Annotated in this window: 16 protein-coding genes; 7 read left to right on the forward strand and 9 right to left on the reverse strand. The window is 33.1% G+C overall.

Annotated features, from left to right (window positions below; translation table 11 throughout):
* Nucleotides 1-69 precede the first annotated feature (69 nt).
* Nucleotides 70-3,348 carry a S41 family peptidase gene (locus tag NNH57_RS15570; protein WP_074406933.1) on the reverse strand — a complete coding sequence of 1,093 codons (3,279 nt, stop codon included), beginning with the start codon at nucleotides 3,346-3,348 and terminating at the stop codon, nucleotides 70-72.
* A 324-nt stretch (nucleotides 3,349-3,672) separates the two neighbouring features.
* Here NNH57_RS15570 and NNH57_RS15575 point away from each other — a divergent pair, with 324 nt between their 5' ends.
* The 6 genes from NNH57_RS15575 to NNH57_RS15600 all read left to right on the forward strand — a co-directional run bounded on the left by NNH57_RS15575 (nucleotide 3,673) and on the right by NNH57_RS15600 (nucleotide 8,772).
* The gene (locus NNH57_RS15575; RefSeq protein WP_108807271.1) at nucleotides 3,673-4,194 is read left to right on the forward strand and encodes a DUF2975 domain-containing protein; all 522 of its coding nucleotides are present in this window, start codon (nucleotides 3,673-3,675) and stop codon (nucleotides 4,192-4,194) included.
* A 2-nt stretch (nucleotides 4,195-4,196) separates the two neighbouring features.
* Nucleotides 4,197-4,709 carry a DUF2975 domain-containing protein gene (locus NNH57_RS15580; protein ID WP_074406931.1) on the forward strand — a complete coding sequence of 171 codons (513 nt, stop codon included), beginning with the start codon at nucleotides 4,197-4,199 and terminating at the stop codon, nucleotides 4,707-4,709.
* 2 nt (nucleotides 4,710-4,711) lie between these two features.
* The gene (locus NNH57_RS15585) at nucleotides 4,712-4,918 is read left to right on the forward strand and encodes a helix-turn-helix domain-containing protein (RefSeq protein WP_025664510.1); all 207 of its coding nucleotides are present in this window, start codon (nucleotides 4,712-4,714) and stop codon (nucleotides 4,916-4,918) included.
* 109 nt (nucleotides 4,919-5,027) lie between these two features.
* Nucleotides 5,028-6,341: a metallophosphoesterase gene (locus tag NNH57_RS15590; RefSeq protein WP_108807270.1), complete on the forward strand. Its 1,314-nt coding sequence runs from the start codon at nucleotides 5,028-5,030 to the stop codon at nucleotides 6,339-6,341.
* Nucleotides 6,342-6,423: 82 nt separating this feature from the next.
* The gene (locus tag NNH57_RS15595; protein WP_074406929.1) at nucleotides 6,424-8,226 is read left to right on the forward strand and encodes a M61 family metallopeptidase; all 1,803 of its coding nucleotides are present in this window, start codon (nucleotides 6,424-6,426) and stop codon (nucleotides 8,224-8,226) included.
* Between the two features lie 6 nt (nucleotides 8,227-8,232).
* Entirely contained in the window at nucleotides 8,233-8,772 is a 540-nt protein-coding gene (locus tag NNH57_RS15600; protein ID WP_074406928.1) for a GNAT family N-acetyltransferase, read from the forward strand.
* On the opposite strand, the gene NNH57_RS15605 is transcribed toward NNH57_RS15600, so the two are convergent.
* The 5 genes from NNH57_RS15605 to atpD all read right to left on the reverse strand — a co-directional run bounded on the left by NNH57_RS15605 (nucleotide 8,750) and on the right by atpD (nucleotide 15,474).
* Complete coding sequence (locus NNH57_RS15605; protein WP_132065813.1) at nucleotides 8,750-11,596, reverse strand: alpha/beta hydrolase family protein; 2,847 nt, start codon at nucleotides 11,594-11,596, stop codon at nucleotides 8,750-8,752. The genes NNH57_RS15600 and NNH57_RS15605 overlap by 23 nt on opposite strands.
* A 119-nt stretch (nucleotides 11,597-11,715) precedes the next feature.
* Nucleotides 11,716-12,579: an alpha/beta hydrolase gene (locus tag NNH57_RS15610; protein WP_108807268.1), complete on the reverse strand. Its 864-nt coding sequence runs from the start codon at nucleotides 12,577-12,579 to the stop codon at nucleotides 11,716-11,718.
* A 126-nt stretch (nucleotides 12,580-12,705) separates the two neighbouring features.
* A complete protein-coding gene (locus NNH57_RS15615) occupies nucleotides 12,706-13,524 on the reverse strand; it encodes a LytR/AlgR family response regulator transcription factor (RefSeq protein WP_082994795.1) in 819 nt (272 codons plus the stop codon).
* 68 nt (nucleotides 13,525-13,592) lie between these two features.
* Complete coding sequence (locus tag NNH57_RS15620; RefSeq protein ID WP_106790997.1) at nucleotides 13,593-13,871, reverse strand: F0F1 ATP synthase subunit delta/epsilon; 279 nt, start codon at nucleotides 13,869-13,871, stop codon at nucleotides 13,593-13,595.
* Nucleotides 13,872-13,965: 94 nt separating this feature from the next.
* Nucleotides 13,966-15,474, reverse strand: a complete 1,509-nt coding sequence (gene atpD / locus NNH57_RS15625) for a F0F1 ATP synthase subunit beta (RefSeq protein ID WP_074406923.1) — start codon at nucleotides 15,472-15,474, stop codon at nucleotides 13,966-13,968.
* Between the two features lie 271 nt (nucleotides 15,475-15,745).
* Here atpD and NNH57_RS15630 point away from each other — a divergent pair, with 271 nt between their 5' ends.
* Nucleotides 15,746-17,020 carry a sterol desaturase family protein gene (locus NNH57_RS15630; protein WP_108807267.1) on the forward strand — a complete coding sequence of 425 codons (1,275 nt, stop codon included), beginning with the start codon at nucleotides 15,746-15,748 and terminating at the stop codon, nucleotides 17,018-17,020.
* A 53-nt stretch (nucleotides 17,021-17,073) separates the two neighbouring features.
* Here the strand turns inward: NNH57_RS15630 and NNH57_RS15635 are convergent, their stop codons facing one another.
* The 3 genes from NNH57_RS15635 to glmS all read right to left on the reverse strand — a co-directional run bounded on the left by NNH57_RS15635 (nucleotide 17,074) and on the right by glmS (nucleotide 23,442).
* Entirely contained in the window at nucleotides 17,074-18,558 is a 1,485-nt protein-coding gene (locus NNH57_RS15635) for a G-D-S-L family lipolytic protein (RefSeq protein ID WP_108807266.1), read from the reverse strand.
* 34 nt (nucleotides 18,559-18,592) lie between these two features.
* Nucleotides 18,593-21,355: a TonB-dependent receptor gene (locus NNH57_RS15640; protein WP_108807265.1), complete on the reverse strand. Its 2,763-nt coding sequence runs from the start codon at nucleotides 21,353-21,355 to the stop codon at nucleotides 18,593-18,595.
* A gap of 239 nt (nucleotides 21,356-21,594) precedes the next feature.
* Nucleotides 21,595-23,442 (reverse strand): glutamine--fructose-6-phosphate transaminase (isomerizing), encoded by a 1,848-nt coding sequence (gene glmS, locus NNH57_RS15645; protein WP_074406919.1) that lies wholly within the window; start codon nucleotides 23,440-23,442, stop codon nucleotides 21,595-21,597.
* Between the last annotated feature and the right edge of the window lie 3 nt (nucleotides 23,443-23,445).

Consider the following 23,445-nt stretch of genomic DNA (forward strand, 5'->3'; position numbering starts at 1 on the left):
TTAAATCACTTCATTAAGAAAATTCACCAGAAACTAAAAACACCTAATTATTAAGCATTTGTTCTATGTTTAATTACGTGCTCTTTTAGGGTAAGGAGGTCGTACTTGCTTTTTAGGAGGATTGTTTTGTAACTCCTTTAATACTATTTCAATTGCTTTTTCTAGTTGAGGGTCATTTCCTTTAATAACTTCTGAAGGTAATTGCTCAACTTCAATATCTGGAGCGACTCCCACATTTTCTACTATAAACCCATCTTCTGTCCAGATGGCAACATTAGGAGCAGTTACACTAGCGCCATCAATAAATTCTGGAAATCCTAATATCCCAACTAAACCTCCCCAGGTTCGCTTACCGACAAGTTGGCCTACCTTAAATTTTCTGAACATCCAAGGCAACATATCACCTCCAGATCCTGCAGTTTCATCAATAAGCATGACTTTAGGGCCTTGAATAGAAGCGCTTGGAGTTTTCAGATCTTTACCATATCTAAAATTCCAATGAGATTGATATGGGTTTAATAATAAATTAATATAATAGTCAGCTATCTGACCTCCACCATTGAATCGTTCGTCGATAATGATAGCTTTTTTATTGGCTTGAGGAAAAAAGTATCTTTTAAAATATTCATGTCCAGCTGTTGCTGTATTTGGCACATATACATAGGCAACCTGTCCATTAGTGGCTTCGTGAACTTTTTTTAGATTACCCTCAACCCAATCCCGATTTCTTAATCTGTATTCGCTTGTTATTGGGGTTGTTTTAATCACTCTAGAGTCTTTATTGTCTGAGTTTGGCCCTACAGTTAGCTCAATTATTTTGTCTGCTGTGTTTTCAAAAAAGCTAAATAAATTATCATTACTATTTATATTCTTTCCGTTTACAGCTAGTAAATAATCTCCTTCTTTAACTTGAACACCAGGTTCTGTTAAAGGAGATCTAAGTTCTGGATTCCAGTTGAGGCCGCCATATATTTTTTTAAATCGATATCTGTTATTGACAATTTCATAATCTGCTCCCAGAAGTCCCCCAGGTATTTGTTTAGGGATATTCAATCGATCTCCTCTTCCTTGTAGACGATGGTGTCCTACAGATAATTCACTACACATCCATTGGATTACTCGATTTAAATCATTTCTAGAAGACAAATGTGGTAAAAACTGTGAGTATTTCTCTTTCATGCCTTTCCAGTCTGATCCGTGCATGCCTGGATCATAGAAATAATCTCTATTGATTCGCCATGCTTCCTCAAAAATGTTCTCCCATTCCTTAGTAGGGTTTATTTTTACCTGAATATCATTGATGTTTAAAACACCTTTGCCATTTTTTGGTTTTTTGCCAGTTTCGGCAACCCCCCATTTATTACCTTTATTGTAAAGCATTTTTTTACCATCAGAAGAAATTACGTAATTATCTAATTCCATAACTTCTTCATCTTTTCTTTCTTTTAGGTCATATTGATGTAGTTTTGAGGGCTCTTCAGAATCATTATTATTAAATGATATGTATAATATTTTATCATCTTCTCCTGAATTTAAATCATAATAATTTCCGCCTTTTATAGGGAGATCAATAATTCTATTTTGAATTCCATCAATATCTATCTGTAAAGGTTCTTTAGGATTGTTCTTTTCTTTTTCTGAGTCTTTTTTATCTTTAGTAGATTCTTCTTTCTCATCTTTTTTTGGTTTTTCTTCATCACTTTCTTTTGCAAATGGCGAGATGATATCTTTTTTCAGCGTTGCTAAATAAATTGAATTCGTCAGAGACATATCTTGGTTTGATTGATCAAACCAGTTAACTACAGGGCCGGCATCTGTTGAAGCGAAAAAATACAAGTATTTCCCACCGGGATCAAAAACAGGGTTACTGGCATTACTTAATCCATCAGATACTGGATAAGATTTAGAATCTTTAATGGAATAAAGGAATACTTGTTCGAAATTACTGTCAATTATTTTAGAGTATACAATCCAATTAGAGTCTGAAGACCAATCTCCAAATAGATTTCTGAATGCGCCGGGAAAATAGTATTCGTCATTAGCTATTTTAGTAATTTTTTTTGAGGCGATATCTAAAATGTATAGGTTTCGGCCATTATCTGAAAAACTAATTTTTTTACTATCAGGTGACCAAGTAGTATGCGCATAAAACCCTGTTCCTGATAATTTATATTTCTTAGGTTCTCCTTTTCCATCTTGAGGTTTGATATATAACTCATATTCACCAGAAGCATCAGAGAAATATGCGATTTGTTTACCATCAGGTGACCAAGCTGGATATTTTTCATGATCACCGGGACTTAATGTAATATTTCTAGAGTTTCCTTTATTTTCAGGTACAGTAATGATTTCGCCTCTATAATCAAATACGACTCTTTTTCCTGAAGGTGATATATCTGCAGAACGAATATATCTATTTCCTTTAATGTAGCGTTCACGTAGCTCTAATAAATCTGTAGCAATACCGATCTTTAGCTTGGTTGATTTTTGTTGTACAATATTATATAAATGAAGATACCCCGCTTGTTCAAAAATAATTTTATCAGAACCAAGTTTAGCATTTGTTATTGGGAAATCATTAAATTGTGTAAGTTGATTTATTGCTTTAGATGTGGTATTATAGGAAAATAGATTAAACTCTCCATTTCTATCGCTTAAGAAAAATACTCTATCTCCTTTCCACATAGGTTGCACATCATTGCTACCTCCTTTTGGTTGAGGAATCTTAACAATAGATTTATCATTGAAAGAGAATAACCAAATATTGGCAGTTGTTCCTCCACGGTAATTTTTCCATTGATGAAACCGCCCACGAATTGGGGTATAAGCCATATTTTTACCGTCTGGAGAATATGTTGCATGCCAAGCATTAGGAATCTCTAATTCTTTAGGAAAACCACCATCAATAGAAACTTGATACAATTTTGAGTACCTATTGGTATGAACTGCTCTTTGTGAATTGAATAAAACTGATTTTCCATCAGGAGAAAAACCAAGCGTAAAATCTCGAACAGGATGCCAAGTAAGCCTTTTTGGTATCCCTCCATTTGTTGGAATGATAAAAACATCTATGTTACCATCATATTCAGCGCTGAATGCTATAGATTGCCCATCAGGAGAAAAGACAGGATTGGATTCAATACCTTTATCTATGGTAAGTCTTTTTGGTTCTGATCCATCTAAATTGGCAACCCACAAATCATCTGCATATATAAATGCAATATGATTTTTTCCTATGGCAGGCTGCATCATCATTCTTGTATCTATTGGATCGATAGAGAATAATTGAAATGGAATAAAAAATAAAATAAATAGAATAAAAGTAAGTGCCGAATTTAGTTTTTTCATGATTTATATGATAAATAATTTTGAATATAAAAACCCCTGTGAAAATACAGTTTTTATGGAAAAAGTTTGTTAATCAAATTCTAAATTCCTAAAAACATTATTTGTTATAAAGATTGTAAAATCGATACTTTCAAGGAATGTTATTGTTTACTAAATGAAGAGAATTGTTTTCAATACGATTATCTAGTTTTTGCTTTAGCTTTCTCGAAACCATGTTTCAAAGGTACCACGAGGTTTTAGAAATTAAAAAATAGGTTTTTTTAATAAAAAATTATCGTTTATCAATAATTTTTATATATTTGTTATCGTTAAACGATAATAAAAATGGAAACAAAACAAGTTTTAAATGCAATGAAAGTAATATCCTGGGTTATATTCATTGGTTTATGTATTAAGTTGGGAGCAATACTTATTTCGAGTACACTAAGTCTTTTTGTAAATGAAGAAGCTGCAAAGAATCTATATCTAGGTTTAGATTTATCAAACCTTTATAACTTTTCTATTCAGTATTATATCATGGTTCTATCACTAATTGTTTCCATACTGGCCTTTAAGGCTTATATGTTTTATTTAGTAATTAAAATTTTTTCAAAGATTGATTTTGACAAACCATTTACTCTTGCTATAGCACATCTAATTTCCAGCATTAGTTACGTTTCATTATGGATAGGTTTATTAGCATATTTTGCAACCAGATATAGCAAAAGGTTATTAAAAAAAGGGGTTGTTTTTGAACACGATTTCGGAAGCTCAGAATTCCTCTTTATGGCAGGAATTATATTCATCATTGCATTGATCTTCAAACGAGGAGTTGAAATTCAGTCAGAAAACGAATTAACAATATAATTATGAAAATGTTCGGAAAAAAATCATTATCGACTCTATTATTTTATTTGACTAGAGTGACTACTATTGGGTACGGGATTTTTCTATTATTTATTGTATTTGCCATGATGAGTAATTCTTTTCTGAATATCTCTGATCATAATTTTCAGATTAAAATTCCTTTTACCGATTCGGTAATAAAGGGAGCATATGAAATCAATACATTTGTGTCAATTATTATGTTTTTCTTATTTTATGTATCATTTTTTTATGTCTTATCACTTGTTTTTAAGACTTTTAAAGCAGAAATTCTATTCTCAAAAAATGCAATACAGTATTTAACTTATTTCACAATTATAAATTTATTCTTTCCCATACTATATGGCGGTATTCAGTTACTTATTTTTCAAGGTGGAAATTTTAATGACCTCTATGCAGTGTTTTTACATATCATACTAGGTATTTTTGCTCTTTTTATTGCAACTATATTTAAACAAGGAGTTCAACTACAGGAAGAAAACGAACTAACAATATAACTATGCCAATACTTGTAAATCTAGATGTGATGCTTGTTAAGCGAAAAATGAAGAGTAAAGAATTGGCAGAAAAAATTGGCATTACCACTGCTAATCTCTCGATACTTAAATCCGGAAAAGCGAAAGCTATACGTTTTTCGACACTAGAAGCCATTTGTAAGGTTTTAGATTGTCAACCATCCGATATTTTAGAATATACCGAGGAATAAATTTATCTCTAGAATTAAGTAATCTCAATTTTCTAAACCACTTATTATAGACAATGATCATATATCATTGCCTAAGTAAACTATTGTCTAACCTTAAATCGAAACAGAAATGAAAAAGATTAAAAAATGGAAATTATTCCTACTTTATCCAATATTAGGAATACTTACCTTAATTCTCATGATTATAATTTACAAACTAAATCAAAGTACTGTTATATTAACCAAGAATGGTATTTACAAAACACTTCAGGTTCCTGTAAAATCTAAATTCATTGATTTTAACGCTAATTTGGCTGGAGTTGCCGATGCCTCAACGTTTGATGATGATTTTATTGAAGGCCCAATTGTTACCTATCAAAAAGACAATACCATATCTGTAGATTGGTACCAAAATAATGAAACACATCATAAAACGTATGATTCTACTATTAAAAACTTCTCTATTGACACCAAAAAACAAATTCTGAATTTCTCTCTACCAGAAATTAAAGTCCCCGCTACAGAAATTACTACTACTCCTGATAAGATTGCCTTTATTAGTGACATTCATGGAGATTATGAATATATGGATACTCTTTTAAAAAACCTTAAAGTTATTGATTCTCTTGGTAATTGGTGTTTTGGAGAAAACCATTTGGTTATTGCAGGCGATATGGTTGATCGTGGAACTAAAGTAAGTACAGTACTCTGGAAAACAGTTCAGCTTTCGGAACAGGCAGAATTAGCTGGAGGAATGGTTCATTATCTACTCGGAAATCATGAACAGTATATTCTAAGAGGTAATTTCAGTCGTGTAAATCCTGCTAATTTGTTTGCCATTCAGCAGATGATGTCTTTTAAAGATGCTTTTTCTAATAAAACATATTTAGGGCAATGGTTAAGAACACGACCAATACTACTAAAAATCGGAACAACCTTAATTACTCATGGAGGAATTAGTCCCGAAACCGCAGCAAAAAAATATACTATTAAGCAAATAAATCAAGCTATTGGGGAGTATTGGGATAACAAACCTATTGATGAAAATCTTAAGGAAATTATATTAGGAAAAACAGGAGTAACTCAATATAGAGGCTACATAAGAAAAAACGATGAAATTAAAAAATCTTCAAAAAAAGAAGTAGAAGAGATTCTTAAAGTTTATAATGCATCTCATATAATTGTCGGGCATACTAATGTACCAACTATTAAACCTCTTTATGATGGGAGTATATACAACATTAATGCCATTGAAACATCTCCGCAGGCATTAGTATTTGAAAACGGAATCCCGAAAATTATGAATACCGGAATTATAAAAGAAGAAAAAACACCACAAGTATATTCAAGGGATTTTTCTTTTTTCGAAGCAAATGATTTGAAGATGGTAGCATTAACAATCAGAAATATTGTTAAACTTTCTAGTATACCCCATCCTTATTAAAAAGTTATCTGAAAAGAATTATAATTAATACCTATATTTGAGTTTCATCATCATTTCACACATAAATCATAAGCCAATCATAATGAAACTAGTACAGTTATTAATTGTAATACTATGTGTTCAATTCAACTTCTCTCAATCAAAAAACCAGTATCATATATCTTTTGAAAATGCTGTTCATCACGAAGCTAAAATACAAGCTACATTTTCTGACCTAAAAACAGAGACTATTTCTTTGCGAATGAGTAGAACATCACCCGGGAGATATGCTCTACATGAATTTGCCAAGAATATATATGACGTAAAGATTACAGACAGTCAAGGTAAAAAAGTTAAGGTAACCCGCCCTAACCCTCATCAATGGGATGTTTCTGGTCATGATGGCACCATTAAAGTATCCTATATTCTATTTGCAGATCGTGGAGATGGGACGTATTCTCAAATTGATGAAACCCATGCACACCTCAATATTCCTGCTACTTTTATGTTTGCTCCTGCTCTTAAAGATAGAGCTGTCGAAGTGACTTTTGATACTAGAAAAGATCTAAACTGGAAGATTGCCACGCAACTTTTTCCTGTTGGAAACAATAAATATACCGCACCTAATCTACAGTATTTTATGGATAGTCCTGTAGAAATTAGCAATCACTCGCTAAAAGCATTTACCGTTCAATCTGAAGGTTCAGAATACACCATACAATTTGCATTACACCACTTAGGGACCGAAGAAGAAGCTAATACTTATTTTGAAAAAGTCAAAAAAGTAGTACTGCAAGAGAAAGAAGTGTTTGGAGAATATCCAAAATTTGACAACGGAACCTATACTTTTTTGGCCTGTTATATGCCGAATGTATCTGGTGATGGTATGGAACACAGAAACTCTACTATCCTGACCAGTACTCGTAGTCTTGCAAAGGAGGGAATGGACAGAAACATAGGAACTGTTTCTCATGAGTTTTTTCATGCCTGGAATGTAGAACGTATACGACCAAAAACATTAGAGCCTTTCGATTTTGAAAAAGCCAATATGTCTGGAGAATTATGGTTTGCAGAAGGATTTACCAGTTATTATACGGGATTAATTTTATGCAGAGCAGGTATTATAAGTCAGGAACAATATATACAAGGGTTAGCAAGGTCTTTTAATTATGTATGGAACTCTCCTGCCAGAGTGTATTTTAATCCTACAGAGATGAGCTACCAAGCTCCTTTTGTAGATGCAGCAACATCTGTAGATCCTGTAAACAGAGGAAATACATTTATATCATATTACTCTTATGGCAGTATGCTAGGGTTAGCTCTGGATTTATCCTTAAGAAACTATAAGGATAGCCTTAATCTTGATGACTACATGAAGCTTGTTTGGCAAAAATATGGAAAAACCGAAATCCCGTATACAGAAGAGCATCTGTTAACCACACTGCGCGAATATGCAGGAGAGTCGTTTGCCAATGATTTCTTTACTAAATATATCAGTAATAGCAAGGTTCCTGATTATAAAACTCTATTTGTTAGTTTTGGAATTTCAATGGTTAATAATCCTAAAAAGGTCTACTTTGCAGGAGTGCCTGTAAAGTTTAAAAACAACGATGCTTTTATCTCTGATTACCCCAAAAAGGATTCTCCTGCTTATATAACGGGATTAGATAAAGATGATGTTATTCTAACGATAAATGAAGATGCTGTTGCAGATGAAAAACAATTATCTGAGGTACTAAAAAAATACACTCCTGGCGAAAAGGTAACGATAACCTACAAAAGGTTAGGTAAAAAAGTAAAAGCTAAAATGACTTTTACTGCACACCCAGATATTGAAACCAAATTATTACAAAACGCTAGTAAAGAAGCCCTAAATAAACGTGAGAACTGGTTAAAAGCTAAATAATACACAATGAATATAACGTACACTGTTATTAGTTCTGAAGTAGAATTGCAACAAATTTTAGTACTTCAGCGTGATAATCTACCGATTTCAATTTCTCAAACAGAAAAAGAAGCAGAGGGTTTTGTTTCTGTGCAACATGATCTTGATATTCTAAGAAAAATGAATAGCAAACAACCTCATATCATTGCTAAGGATGGTGATAAAGTGGTTGGGTATGCATTGTGTATGTTAAAAGATTTTAAGGATGAAATAGAACTCCTAAAACCTATGTTTTCTATCATCGAAAACCACTTAGACCCTTCGATATCCTATGTAATAATGGGGCAAGTATGTATTGATAAAGCCTATCGTAAACAAGGAATTTTTAGAGGTTTGTATCAAACCATGAAAACCGAATTACAAGACAAATATAATCTCCTAATCACCGAAGTAGCATCAAATAATTTGCGTTCTTTACAAGCGCATTATGCCATCGGTTTTAAAACATTAATCACTCATGAGTCTGATGGTATAGAGTGGCATCTTATTCGTTGGAACTGGGCATAATACTAGATGCTCTTGTATTCTCTAAACCATACCCCAAGTCTTTTCCTTTTTGTATTCTAGGAACCCCTTTGGTCATCCATTTAGGAGCAGGCTCACCTTTTAAATAATAATCAAAAAACTGCATCATTCTAATAGAAAGGTCCTGCTTGTTTTTTACTTTTTTCAGATTATGAGCTTCCTCATTATACACTAGTAGCCATACCGGTTTTTGTAATCTACGCATTCCCATAAACATTTCTATACCTTGATAATAAGGTACTGCCCCATCGTTATCATTATGCATCATTAGTAAGGGAGTTTCTATTTTAGGGATACCAAAAAGTGGTGAGTTTTCAATATAAAGATCAAATCCATCCCATAGATTTTTACCTAGCCTACTTTGAGTTCTTTCGTATTGAAATGCTCTACTCAATCCCGATTTCCACCTGATTCCTCCATAAGCAGAAGTCATATTACTCACAGGAGCACCTGCCATCGCTGCTTTAAACTTATTAGTAACAGTTACCAAATATGCCACCTGATATCCACCCCAGCTTTGTCCTTGGATCCCTATATTATCTCTATCTATATACCCTAATTCTTCTAAAGCTTCTACTCCCGAAACGATACAATTATATGCACTGGCTCCTGGTTTACCTTCGTCATATACGATATCAGGAACAAACATGATATAATCATTACTTACCAAATAAGATGGGTTTACAATAGATGCACTGGGTCTGGGCATATGATAATCATGATAGCTATCGGATCGTTTTTCATAAAAATAAGTGATCAAAGGGTACTGTTTAGAAGGATCAAAATCTTCGGGTTTATAAATAATGCCTTCAAGTTTTTTACCATCATATGTTTTCCATGAAAATAACTCTGCGGTTCCCCATTTAAAATCTTTTTGATGTGGGTTTACTGCTGTTATTCTATCAGAATTCTGAAATGTATTTGTAGTTATATAAAGATCAGAAAATGTAGTGAAGTTTTGTTTTCTATAGCTATATACTTCAGCATTCTTTGCTTTTTTATAAGAGCTAATACGAAACCCTGAAGGTCTGATTTTTTCAATCAATTTCCCTTTTCGTAAAGTATACAAGCCCGAAGCTTTTGTCATCTTATCAAAACTGGTAATCAATAATTCTTTATTACAATATGTTGCTTTGTTTTTTTGTTCAGGATCCAACATTTTTGTTCTATACTCAACATTGTTTTTCCTTCCATTTTGCGTAAGATTTATCGGTTTTTCTTTCCCAGAAAGAGCAACTCGCCAAATATCAAACTTATCATAAATCAATGCATTTCCTTTTGAATCAAATCCTCCAAAACCGTAAGGAAATGGTAATGAAGGGTGATCATCATCTTCGTCATAAAATGCTACATCCAACTCTTTGGTAAGGTTTGTTTTTTTCAAGGCAGGTAAATCAATCGAAAACCAATGTTTTTCTTTCATGTCATAATGCAGTGCATATTGTCCGTCTGGAGAAAGAACAGGTTGTCTTCCTTTATTCCTAAGAATCAAATGTTTATTTCCTGTATTGGTATCAATCACATAATAATCTTTTGTCCACGGATAATTCCATGAACGCATTATATCATAAGGAGATGTTGTTGCTCCTATTATATATTGCTGTTGTTTATTTTTATCAAAATTAAGTGTTTCGATAGTATGATCCTGAATATGAACATATTGGTTAGATTTGGTATTATAGTATGATAAAAACGCCTTTTTATTAAGTTGTTCAAATTTTGATTTCTGTTCTGGCTGAATCAATTTATCCTGCCAGTTCCATACATCTACCTGTGGTATTTCATCTTTTAATAATGTAGTATCTTTTGAGTATACTACTTTTGGCTTCGAGTAAAAATACAACCTATCTCCATTATCAGAGAAAAAAGGGGTTTGATCCTTACTCAATTCCCAGTTCTCTCTAAGGTTTTTATCCGGGATATTTACAAGCTCTTGTAGTTTATTATTTTTATAATAGTACATCTCAAACCTTAAGGAGTCTATTGCTGTAGAATCAACCGCAGATAGATAAACAAATTGATTTCCGTCTTTATATACTGCCAGTTTATCATAAATATATTTTGTAGTATCAATAGCAATTTTTGCTCCAGACGTTAAGTTATACTCATAAACTCCAATATCTTTTTGTTTATCCTTTTTATTTTTTAATGTATAATAAAATGTCTTTCCCTTCTCGGGTAGAATAAAATCTTTTATTTGATGAATCGTATCTTTTTGTTTTGTTTTTAGATTGTAAACTAAGGCATAATTTTGTTTAAATGCCATTGGAGCATTGCTGTCTATACTATCGTTTCTTTGTTCAGATAGGTTTTTTTTCTTTCCTATTCTCTTTTTTACTTTTTTAAAATTTTCGACAACCAACCATCCTTCTTGTTTTTTAGGCATTTTATATTTTTTCACCCTTAAGATAGAATCATAAATAGTATTATTTTTTACATCGTAGATAAACAATGCATCTTTAGTTCTATTTTCTTTTTTTACTTCTTCCTTTTTTTCTTTTCTGGTGAGTTGATATTTAGGTCTTTTCTTAAAGACCACATAGTTCTCATCTGAGGATATTGAAGTATTGTACCCATTAGGGTACTTAAATTTAGTTTTATTTTGAGTATTATATATCTCTATATAGCCGTCTCCTCTTTTAGTATTGGTTTCAATAGTAGATACAATTAATTTCCCTTTATCTGATACTTTAACATCAGTAATATTTTTCCATAAATCGTAGTCAGCATGAGTCAACGTTTTTTTCTGAGCAGAAATCAATGAGGTGCTTAGTATAACTACAAAGGTGATCAGTCTTTGAATCATATGTAAGGTTTTAACATTAGAGTGATTAATATGCTCTGGAAAAGTATAAAACCTTTTTACCAAAAAAGGCTGTTTAACATAATTTTATCTAAAAATCAATGATTTAGATTAACTATCACTCAATTATTAATCATTTCCAAAAATTTACCTATATATTCTTTTTCGTAATCAAATAGTGCTTTAATATGCTTGCCCTTTACTTTCCAAAATTCGGTATTATCTTTATTTGAAGATTCGTATAGTTTTTTACCCAAATTATATGGTACCTGTTTGTCATTATGACTATGTATTACCAATACAGGTTTTTTGATTTTTTTGATTTCTTTTTCTGCGGGAAAATCATTATTCATTAACAAAGGTACAAGCGCTTTAAAGTTTTCCATATGTAATGCATTTGCATATACTTTTCCGATATCAGGAAAGGAACTAAACGTACCTTCTACAATAAGGCCATCAATTTTTTCTTGTCTTTCTGCTGCATTCATTATTGCAAAAGCACCTCCTAATGATTGCCCCCAAATAATGATCGGAGTATCTATAACATCTTCATGCTTTGTTATTTCATCAAAAATATAAAGCGCATCTTTTTTTAGTTGTACAGAATTATCTGCTGTTCCTGTAGATTTACCAAAATTTCTTCGCTCAAAACTAAATACCTGAAATCCCTTATCTAATATTGATTTATAATATTTCTGAGATGACATTAAATGCATTCCTTTTCCCGAATAATGTATAATTGTTCCTATAGGAGGAATAGTAGGATCTGGTTTAAAAAGCACTGCATGAATCTTTACATTGTTATCTACCTCATAATAATATTCTTGATGAGCATATTCGGTTTGAAAACTATCATATGTAAGGCCATTAGTTTTATATATCATTGTATCAGTAAATCTCGAAAATCGAATCCACAAAACAATTATAATGAGAATAGAAATAATAGTTATCGCCAACCATTTTATTGTTTTTACTATTTTTTTCATAAGTGTAATTTTTAATTAATGACACAAATGAAAAGAACTCTGTACTCTGAAAAAAAAGAAAGTTATCGCTACTTATTTTTTGTGGTAAACAAATACATTTTGGGGTGAAATACTATTAATTCTTGGCTAATTAGTAGTGTTTTTTACAGATGTAAAGTATGTTTTTGATACCGGAATATAGCCTTCAACATTTTTTAACTGAAGTTTTGCATTTTGAGCATTTCCTTTTAATGAAATAATAAAATCTGGATTAATTAAATATGATCTATGTGCTTTGATTAAAGGTGAGAGCTGTTTTCCTATATTTGTTAAGGTATTTCTAAGCATTTTCTCTTTCAATAATTTCTCTTCTACATAATATATATACACGTAATTATCTTCAGACCTGACATAAACAATTGATGTTTCTTCTACAGAAAACAACTCCTTTTTTAATGCACCTTTCAACTTAGTTTTTGATTGTTCTATAGGAGGTTTTTGCTTTTCTGATATCACATTATTCATCGATTTGTAATGGTTTCTCAATAAAGCCGTGACTACAAGCATGATGACACCAAATCCCAGAAATACCATTTTAAACCAGTTTAAAAACAAAATTAAAGTAAGTCGTTCTGGTGTTTTATTAATGATCACTTCTGTGTAGAAAAAAGCAATTATAATGGCGATAATTATAAAAAATAAGCAAAAAATCAGTTCTTCTATCCATTTCCAGATTTTGAAACGTAAGTAATATCCATTAGAAAAAATTACGGCAATCAAATATGTAAAAAACACAATAATCCCATATCCTGTAAAGTAGAGGGTTTTAAAAGGACTTGTAAAATTATTAGATCCTAATGGGTGTAGAAAAACAATAATAAACACTACTATTATGCCTAGAATGGCAGCGATCAAAAAATGGTATCTAAAAGATATTGAATATGGACATGATTTATTTAAAAGCATAAAAAATCCCTATTAATAATTTAATAGGGATTAAATATATAATAAAAAAACCTTAATTAAGTACCGTACTAATCTGCAAGTACAATAACTTTATTATCTTTCATTTCGATAGTTCCCGAGGTAATAGAAAGTAGTGTTGCTCCATTTCCACCTTTGGTGAATTTATCGGCAACTTCTTCTTCTAGATTCATCTCACCATACACTTTTACATCTCCTTTTCCTAGCAAAGAAACAATAGGTGCGTGATTATCTAACATCTGAAACTCTCCATCTATTCCTGGTACAGCAACCGAAGTTACTTCACCACTAAATAATATTGCTTCTGGAGTTACTATTTCTAAATACATATTTTTAAGTATTGAGTATTGAGTAATTAGTATTTAGACCATAATGAGAAAGAAATTAATCTCACTACTCAATTACTAACTTCTCACTACTGTTTTATGCCTCTGCTAACATTTTTTCACCAGCTTCTATAGCTTCTTCGATTGTTCCTTTAAGGTTAAATGCTGCTTCTGGCAGGTGATCTAATTCACCATCCATAATCATTGTAAATGCCTTAATGGTATCTTTAATATCTACTAAGCATCCTGGGATACCAGTAAATTGTTCTGCTACATGGAATGGTTGAGATAAGAAACGTTGTACACGACGCGCACGTCCTACAGCTAATTTATCTTCTTCAGATAGTTCTTCCATACCAAGGATAGCAATAATATCCTGTAATTCTTTATAACGTTGTAATAGCTCTTTTACTCGTTGTGCACAATTATAGTGCTCATCACCAAGAATGTCTGCCGAAAGGATTCTTGAAGTAGAATCTAGTGGATCTACCGCTGGATAGATACCAAGCTCTGCAATTTTACGAGATAATACTGTTGTTGCATCTAAGTGAGCAAATGTTGTTGCTGGTGCAGGATCGGTAAGGTCATCTGCAGGTACATAAACTGCTTGTACAGATGTAATCGATCCTTTCTTTGTAGAAGTAATACGTTCCTGCATCACACCCATTTCTGTTGCCAATGTAGGTTGGTAACCTACCGCTGATGGCATACGTCCCAGAAGTGCTGATACCTCAGAACCTGCTTGTGTAAAACGGAAGATATTATCTACGAAGAAAAGTACATCTTTCCCTTGTCCATCTCCAGCTCCATCACGGAAATATTCTGCTATAGTAAGACCAGATAGTGCTACACGAGCACGTGCTCCTGGAGGCTCATTCATTTGTCCGAATACGAAAGTAGCTTTAGATTCTTTCATTACTTCTTTATCTACTTTAGAAAGATCCCATCCTCCATTTTCCATAGAGTGCATAAAATCATCTCCGTATTTGATAATTCCAGATTCTAGCATTTCACGAAGAAGGTCATTACCTTCACGTGTTCTTTCTCCTACTCCTGCAAATACAGAAAGACCACCATGTCCTTTTGCAATATTATTAATCAACTCCTGAATAAGTACTGTTTTACCTACACCGGCACCACCAAATAATCCAATCTTACCTCCTTTTGCGTAAGGCTCAATAAGATCAATTACTTTAATTCCCGTAAATAAAACTTCTGTAGAAGTTGATAAATCTTCAAATTTAGGAGCTTGACGGTGAATTGGAAGTCCTTCTTTTCCTGCTTTAGGAAGATCACCAAGACCATCAATCGCATCCCCAATTACATTAAATAGACGTCCATATACGTCACCACCTATTGGCATTTGGATAGGAGCTCCTGTTGCAACTACTTCAATTCCTCTGCTCAATCCATCACTGGAATCCATTGCAATAGTACGCACAGTATCTTCACCAATGTGAGACTGAACCTCTAACACTAGTATACTACCGTCTGTTTTGTTAATTTCTAACGAATCATAAATTTTTGGTAATTCAGTACCAGCTGCGAATTCTACATCGATAACCGGACCTACAATTTGAGATACTTTACCCGTAACTTTAGACATTATATAACTATTTAATGTTTAGTATTTAACTATGTTAAAAAAACCAAGTACTCAACCATACTGAATACTAGCTTTTTTCAGGCTGCAAATATAGTCTTTTAAAATGAAAAAAATAACTCAATTTCTTTAGTTTTTTTCAAGTAACACTTTACTTCTTTTTTCAACTCCCATGACATCTCTTTTTTTACGGTTATATGATAGGTTCGAATTGTTTGAATGAATTAGTTTTTCGAAATAAATATTTTCCTTATTTTTAGATAAAACTCGTTAAATGGAAACTTATGCAACCGCATTAAGCTATGCAATACCCGGCTTTATTGTACTTATACTTATCGAATATTTAATTAGTAGATGGAAAAAAATACCGGTTAATGAAGGTATGGATACAATTTCGAGTATTAGTTCTGGTATCACAAACACGCTCAAAAGCCTGATAGGCCTTACTGTTATTATTTTAAGCTACGAATGGATGGTTGAACATCTGGCTTTAATAGAAATTAAATCTACAATTTTGATATATATCCTAACCTTTATCGGGTTGGATTTTGTTGGCTATTGGTCACACCGCCTTAATCATACGATAAATGTATTCTGGAACCGGCATATTATACATCACAGTAGTGAAGAATTTAATTTAGCATGTGCTTTACGTCAAAATGTATCTGCAATAGTTGCTATTTATTTTTTTCTATATATCCCATTAGCATTAGTTGGAATCCCTGCAAATATAGTCGCATTTGTTGCTCCTATTCATTTCTTTGCTCAATTTTGGTATCATACCCGACTGATCAACAAAATGGGGTTTTTAGAGCATATTATTGTTACTCCTTCTCATCACAGGGTTCATCATGCTATTAACGATGAATATCTGGATAAAAACTATTCTGAAATATTCATTTTCTGGGATAAACTTTTTGGAACTTTTCAAGAGGAATTACAAGACAAACCACCGGTTTATGGTGTAAAAAAACCTGTAAACACCTGGAATCCTTTCTTTATCAATTTTATGCACATTTGGGGAATATTAAAAGATGCTTGGAGAACCCGAAATTGGCTTGATAAAATTAAGATATGGTTTATGCCAACGGGATGGCGACCAGAGGATGTAAAAGAAAAATATCCTATACAAATCATTACAAACCCTTATTCAAGACAAAAATATAAAACAGAAAGTTCATTGATATTAAAATTGTGGTCATGGGTTCAGCTTGTAATCACAGTAGCACTTATGTATTACTTATTGATTAGTGTTGCCGATCTGGAGTTTATCCAAATTGTAAACTACTCTATCTTTCTAGGAGTATCGATATTTGCTTATACATCTCTAATGGATCGACATATAATTTCTTTGTTTGCAGAATGTATTAAACTTGCAATGGGATTGTATTTTATACTTTACTATGGTAGTTGGTTTGATATTGACACCATTTTTCAGGGAGCTACATTTGTAGTTTTAGGATATATACTTATATCTTTTTTACTTTCTATATATTTTCAATTAATAGAAAGAAATTACAATTCTCATACTATTCAGCAAACAGCATAAAAAACCCACTTTAGAATACCTAAAGCAGGTCTTATTATTTTAGATTACACGTTCTATTTTAACAAAGCCGAATAAAAAGTTGGATAATCTACTGCTTTTACCATTGGCAGATTAGAACCGTATGTAGTATTTACAGACTCTATTGCTTTATTTGCTAAAAAAGCATAGCCTCTAGCTGTAGGGTGCACTCCATCTAAAGAAAAAGCACCACCAAAAACCAAATCATCCCGCAGTAAAAAATCATCAAACATTACTCCGTTTTCTGAAGCTTCTTTAAGAATTGTATTTGCATCTACAAATGCTAAACCAGCTTGCTGTATTGCCGTACTTATTATAGTATTAAACGTAGTAGTCGCAGCAGATATTTCCTGTTGTTCGGAAGGTATTAACACCCATTTATCTTCTAAAGGAACTGAAACTCCGTTTATTAACAATGGATTTCCTCCAACGGTAGTACCAATAAAAGAAGAACTTGGTAATATTAATAAATCTTCTGCGGTAGCATGTCTGTAATTTGGCAGACCAGACGTAGTTAGATTTGTTAGACTTTCATCTTCTATTACTACTGCATTTTGCCCTGCTGCAAACTCGATTGTTCTGGCTTTTCTTTCTGCTTCATCAATTCCTCCAAGGCCTTCTATTTGCAACAATCCTGCATTATAGGCCGCATATCCCTGATTAACAGCTCCTGCTGTTGCAGCATCTAAAGGAACAGGGTTATAAGGCACAGTTGTAAAATGTGGTATAGATGTTACATCAGGAATATTAAACGCTACTCCTTTTGCTTGACCAGAAGTTAACGTGGTAATTATCGCATTATAAGCCTGCGTAAATATAGTTTCATCTGTAATCGGATCTGTACCATCTCCTCCCGACAAAGCATATCCCAAAACATCGTTATTACCGATCCATAACGAGAAAAATGTTGGATTCTGAACCATAGCATCTCCAAGTACAGAGGCTGTAGGGCCAGAAGCAATTCTCACAAAATAAGGATTAGCCATACTTGGTAACCCTGCTACATTACCATATCCTGCTGCAGGTAAATGAAAGCTTTTGGCTCCAGGAATTCCCATATTATTAAAAGGTCCTGATATTATATTTGTTATTTCTGTGGTAGGTATTTCTGGAGTATCATCTCCTGGTGTGGTTCCTAATAATCGTGGGCCTGATTCATTAGGCGGATCAGGATTTGGATCACTATAAAAATAAAATCTTGGATTTAAAGTAGGGGTTCCTGCTATCAGGGCTCCTCCTATATTATCATTCATTAAAGGCTGTGTAAATTCTCCTCCCCCTGCCAGAGCAAATTGCTTTGCTAAAATATTAGGCATCGAATTTTCCTGTCCAGCAATAAACAAGGCGCCATCTGTAAATCCGGCAGCTAGAGAATTTCCTAAGGAAACATATTTTGAAAAATCTGCGTTCCCTGAGGTAATTACTATTTCTTCACCTGTGGTAGAAGCATCATCATCCGATTCGCAAGAAATACATCCAAAAATCAACAGGAGTATTAACCATTTATATTGAGTATTCATCTGTTCTTTTTTTATTGTTTTTTTTAATCGTAGCCTACAAATTATTTATTGATAAGCCTATGTAATACTGGGATCCAATAAATCCAGTTCCAAATGCTGTGAAGTATTCATCTCCTCCAATGTTAGTCGCACCAACTTTAAGAGTAGTTTTCAGTTTTGGAATTTTATAATTTATCTGAGCATCGATTACCGAGAAAGATGGTACATTACCATCTCCAAATGAAGCTTCCCACAAGTAGTTATCAGTCCAACGATAACTCGTGTTAAATCCAAAATTTTTAAACAAATTTGCATGTCCAAACGTAGCTTTTACTTTATGTTTTGGTGTATTAAAATTAGTTCTGAAATCAGGATCTTTATCTTTATCAAAATCCTGTTCGGCGTAAGTATAATTAACACCTAAATCAAAATTCCCCGGAATCCTGGTATTTACACCAATCGTAGCTCCAAAAGATTTTATATCTACATCTGAGTTTGTATATGCTTGATACACTTTAAAATCATCATTCTGTAATGCAAGAAGTGATAGCGTTCCATCTCCTACCTGACCGTAATATGGCACTAGCACATTTTCAGTTGATATAAAATCTTTATACTGGTTATAATACCCGCTTAGATCAATGACAAATTTCTTTATTTTACCACGATACCCTATTTCGAAAGCAGTAATTTTTTCTGGCTCTACAAGGGTTGCTCCAGAAGCCTCTGGCGCTCCATTTGTCACAGAACTTGCCGAAAATGAATTTTCATAGGCCGCTCTACCTGTTATAGTAACTGTATCAGACCCTACAATAGTTTCGCCTGCTCCACTTAAATCATCAAATGATCTTACATCTCTATCTAAATTATCTCTTGCTGATCCAACCAATATTGCGCGTCCTACATCCAGACCAATATATAAATCCTGTGTAGTTGGGTTTCTAAACCCTGTTTGTACAGAGGCACGGATATTATGATTTCGCTCATTACCCAAAGTGTATCCTATTGATAATCTAGGTGATAAATTACCATCAAATAATTCAGATTTATCATATCGTATAGATCCTGTTACTTTTACTCTTTCGTCTGCAAATTTTTTCTGAATTTGTGTGTATGCTCCATATTCAGAATACCTAATTGGTCCATCAAAATCCGTAAAGATTGTACCTGAAGAATTCAATTTATACTCTCTAAATGATCCTCCTACCTGAATATCTGCAAAATCTCCTGTAATATGACTTAAATTATAGTTAACATCTACATGTTTTAACTGAGAAGCGTCTTGAAATTTTGATCCTGTTAATAGATTAGGATCACTGGTTACTGCTTTAAAGGCTTGTTCGAATTCTGGTGTTCCTGGCATAAAACGACCTGTATCGGCTGTTTGTCTCCCAATAAGGTGCGCCTGCTCTGGCAATTGGCCCGCTAATGTTGCCTGAACGAAAGCTCCTGCATATTCTCCAAACCAAGTTTGATCATCTTTCCATTTTCTATTAATATTAATTCCGGTAAATCTTGTATCATAAGAATCTCCCGCACTTTCATCTGTTAAATATCCTCTAACAAAAAAATTATTGTTTTTAAATTCTAATTTATGTTGCTGCAAGAAAAAATTACGAATCGAATATCGATTTGCTCCTTGATAAATTGTAGTTCCTCTACCTATTTTTCCGTTATAAATAACTTCAAAATCATTAGCAAATGGCCTATAGTGTAATGCTGCATCAAATTTTATACTTTCTGCTTTATTAGCATTTAAATCTTGCTCATTATACCCTGTTCTACTAACACTTTCGTCTGGCAGCAAGTTTTCGGCTCCAGCCGGTAAAACCCCTCTATTTACAAGAGCTTCTCCTACACCTCTTATATTTGTACTTACCTCATCACCATACACATTAAGACCGTCATAATTAGGGTCTGACCTATCTGTAGCTGGGTTTAAAACATTAACAGTACTGGTTGCAAACCAATCTGTACCTCGTAAGTATGAGAAATTTGCTTTTGCGGCGAATTTCTCTGAGAACTTATGCGCAACCCTAATTCCGTAATCATAAAACTCATTATCTCCTGCTGCTTCTTGTGAGGTAATTCCGCCTTTAAAATATGCACTAATCCCATGATGATCAAATGGGTTTTTACTTGTCATAAACAGAATTCCATTAAAAGCATTCGCTCCATATAGTGCAGAAGATGCTCCAGGCAATAGTTCTACACTATTGACATCTAATTCTGTCATCCCTAACAGATTTCCCAATACAAAATTAAGAGCGGGCGCTGTGTTATCCATTCCATCTACCAATTGCACAAAACGCGTATTAGCAAAATCTGCAAAACCTCTAGTATTAATTGATTTAAATGTTAAACTGTTAGTATTGATATCTACTCCTTTAAGATTTTCTAATCCATCATAAAAATCTACTGAAGGTGTATTTTTAATTTCTTTAATTCCGAAGCGTTCAACACTTACTGGTGATTCGAATATACGTTCTGGAGTTCTGGAAGCCGAAATGACTACTTCATCAAGCTCTGTACCTTCTTTCAATACAATAGTCAAATCTACAGTTTGTGAAGATATATCTATTGATGAAGATTCAAATCCTACAGAACTGGCTATTATTGTAAAAGGGGGTGATTCCTGAACTGTTAAAGTAAAAATACCGTCAAAATCTGCTACTGTTCCGGAAGAAGAATTTTTTAATGTAATATTAGCTCCTGGAATAGGTTGGTTACCATCATCAACGACTTTTCCGCTAATTGTTGTTTGCGCAGTAGCAATAATGCATACCATCATCATTATTACTAATGTAATTTTTTTCATGCCCCTAAGTTTTAATAGTTATGACAACAATATACGTTTTTTTAGTAATCTTTCAATAAAATAGCCAAAACTTTGTGATTTCATTATTGAAAAAACCATTATGCAGCATTATCATCATTTAGTAGTTTTTATTTATTATTCTACCCCTATTAAAAGTTCTAATAAAAGCTAAAAACCCTATCCGAAAATTTCCAGATAGGGTTACCATATTTTAATTGATTTCTATTTAAGAGAACTCGTTATTCTACAGTTACAGACTTTGCAAGATTTCTTGGTTGATCTACATTTTTATCCAACATTACAGCAATATAATATGATAGTAATTGCAGTGGTATTGTTGTAAGAAGAGGTGTCAAAAACTCTTCTGTTTCTGGTATTTCTATAACATGATCAGCCAGTTCTTTCACAGTAACATCTCCTTCTGTAACAATCCCGATAATCTTTCCTTTTCTGGATTTAATTTCCTGAATATTACTTACCACTTTATCATAGTGTCCTTTTTTGGTCGCTATTACAACAACTGGCATTTGTTCATCAATTAATGCTATTGGCCCATGTTTCATTTCTGCTGCCGGGTATCCTTCTGCATGTATATATGATATCTCCTTTAATTTTAATGCTCCTTCTAATGCAACAGGAAAATTATAGCCTCTACCTAAATACAGGAAATTTTTTGCATCTTTATAGGTATCTGCGATAAACTTAATATGATCATTAGACTCTAAAGTCTTTTTAACTTTTTCTGGAATTCGTTCTAATTCCTGCAGGTAATAATGAAAATCGCTATTAGAAATTGTTCCTTTTCTCTCTGCCAGTTTTAATGCTATTAAAGATAGTACTGTTATTTGAGTCGTAAATGCTTTTGTAGAAGCAACCCCTATTTCTGGTCCGGCATGGGTATAAGCTCCAGCATGAGTTTCTCTAGAGATTGAAGATCCAACCACATTACAGACCCCAAAAACAAAAGCTCCATTTTCTTTAGCAAGTTTAATTGCAGCCATTGTATCTGCCGTCTCACCACTTTGTGATATTGCGATTACAACATCATCCTGATGTATTACCGGGTTTCGATATCTAAACTCTGATGCATACTCTACCTCGACAGGTATACGAACTAATTCCTCAAAAATATATTCTGCTACTAAACCTGCGTGCCATGAGGTACCACAAGCAATAACAATGATGCGTTTTGCATTTAATAGTTTAGCAAGGTTATCATCGATACCTGCCATTTTTATAATTCCTTCTGCAACTCGCATTCTACCTCTATAGGTATCGCTAATCGCATTAGGCTGCTCATAAATTTCTTTGAGCATAAAATGATCATATCCTCCTTTTTCTATTTGCTCCAGATTAATTTGTAGTTCTTGCAAATATGGATCTACTGGTTTATCATCTTTAATATTCCTTACTTTAACCCCCTTATTTCTTCTTACAACAGCCATTTCACCATCTTCGAGGTAAATTGCATTATTTGTATATTCTATAAAAGGAGATGCATCTGAGGCTATAAAAAACTCATCTTCACCCACACCGATAGCTAGCGGACTACCCAATCTTGCAACAACAATCTCATCTGGTTTTTGCTTATCAAAAACAGCAATTGCATACGCCCCTATAGTTTGATTTAGAGCGATCTGAACTGCTTTACCCAGTTTTACATTTTCTTTAGTCTTTACATCCTCTATAAGATTTACTAATACTTCTGTATCAGTTTCTGAGGTAAATGTATATCCTCGATTAATCAATTCTTTACGGAGAGCATCATAATTTTCTATGATTCCGTTATGAATGATTACCAGATTACCAGAGTTAGAATAATGTGGATGTGAATTCACATCATTAGGAACTCCGTGTGTCGCCCATCTGGTGTGTCCTATTCCTATAGTTCCTTTTGTAGGAATTTCTTTTAATAATCGCTTTTCCAGATCTGCTACTTTTCCTTTGGTTTTAGACAATTTGATGTCTTTTCCATCGTAAAGAGCTATCCCTGCAGAGTCATAGCCTCTGTACTCTAATCTTTTTAAACCTTTTAAAACAATTGGATAGGCTTCTCTATGCCCTATGTACCCTACAATTCCGCACATAAT

This window comes from Aquimarina spinulae (genome assembly GCF_943373825.1).
Classification (GTDB): domain Bacteria; phylum Bacteroidota; class Bacteroidia; order Flavobacteriales; family Flavobacteriaceae; genus Aquimarina; species Aquimarina spinulae.

Bases quoted from the DNA above. Each gene is read 5' to 3' on its own strand.
- NNH57_RS15570 (WP_074406933.1), bottom strand. From the start codon at position 3,348: ATGAAAAAACTAAATTCGGCACTTACTTTTATTCTATTTATTTTATTT.
- NNH57_RS15575 (WP_108807271.1), top strand. From the start codon at position 3,673: ATGGAAACAAAACAAGTTTTAAATGCAATGAAAGTAATATCCTGGGTT.
- NNH57_RS15580 (WP_074406931.1), top strand. From the start codon at position 4,197: ATGAAAATGTTCGGAAAAAAATCATTATCGACTCTATTATTTTATTTG.
- NNH57_RS15585 (WP_025664510.1), top strand. From the start codon at position 4,712: ATGCCAATACTTGTAAATCTAGATGTGATGCTTGTTAAGCGAAAAATG.
- NNH57_RS15590 (WP_108807270.1), top strand. From the start codon at position 5,028: ATGAAAAAGATTAAAAAATGGAAATTATTCCTACTTTATCCAATATTA.
- NNH57_RS15595 (WP_074406929.1), top strand. From the start codon at position 6,424: ATGAAACTAGTACAGTTATTAATTGTAATACTATGTGTTCAATTCAAC.
- NNH57_RS15600 (WP_074406928.1), top strand. From the start codon at position 8,233: ATGAATATAACGTACACTGTTATTAGTTCTGAAGTAGAATTGCAACAA.
- NNH57_RS15605 (WP_132065813.1), bottom strand. From the start codon at position 11,596: ATGATTCAAAGACTGATCACCTTTGTAGTTATACTAAGCACCTCATTG.
- NNH57_RS15610 (WP_108807268.1), bottom strand. From the start codon at position 12,579: ATGAAAAAAATAGTAAAAACAATAAAATGGTTGGCGATAACTATTATT.
- NNH57_RS15615 (WP_082994795.1), bottom strand. From the start codon at position 13,524: ATGCTTTTAAATAAATCATGTCCATATTCAATATCTTTTAGATACCAT.
- NNH57_RS15620 (WP_106790997.1), bottom strand. From the start codon at position 13,871: ATGTATTTAGAAATAGTAACTCCAGAAGCAATATTATTTAGTGGTGAA.
- atpD (WP_074406923.1), bottom strand. From the start codon at position 15,474: ATGTCTAAAGTTACGGGTAAAGTATCTCAAATTGTAGGTCCGGTTATC.
- NNH57_RS15630 (WP_108807267.1), top strand. From the start codon at position 15,746: ATGGAAACTTATGCAACCGCATTAAGCTATGCAATACCCGGCTTTATT.
- NNH57_RS15635 (WP_108807266.1), bottom strand. From the start codon at position 18,558: ATGAATACTCAATATAAATGGTTAATACTCCTGTTGATTTTTGGATGT.
- NNH57_RS15640 (WP_108807265.1), bottom strand. From the start codon at position 21,355: ATGAAAAAAATTACATTAGTAATAATGATGATGGTATGCATTATTGCT.
- glmS (WP_074406919.1), bottom strand. From the start codon at position 23,442: ATGTGCGGAATTGTAGGGTACATAGGGCATAGAGAAGCCTATCCAATT.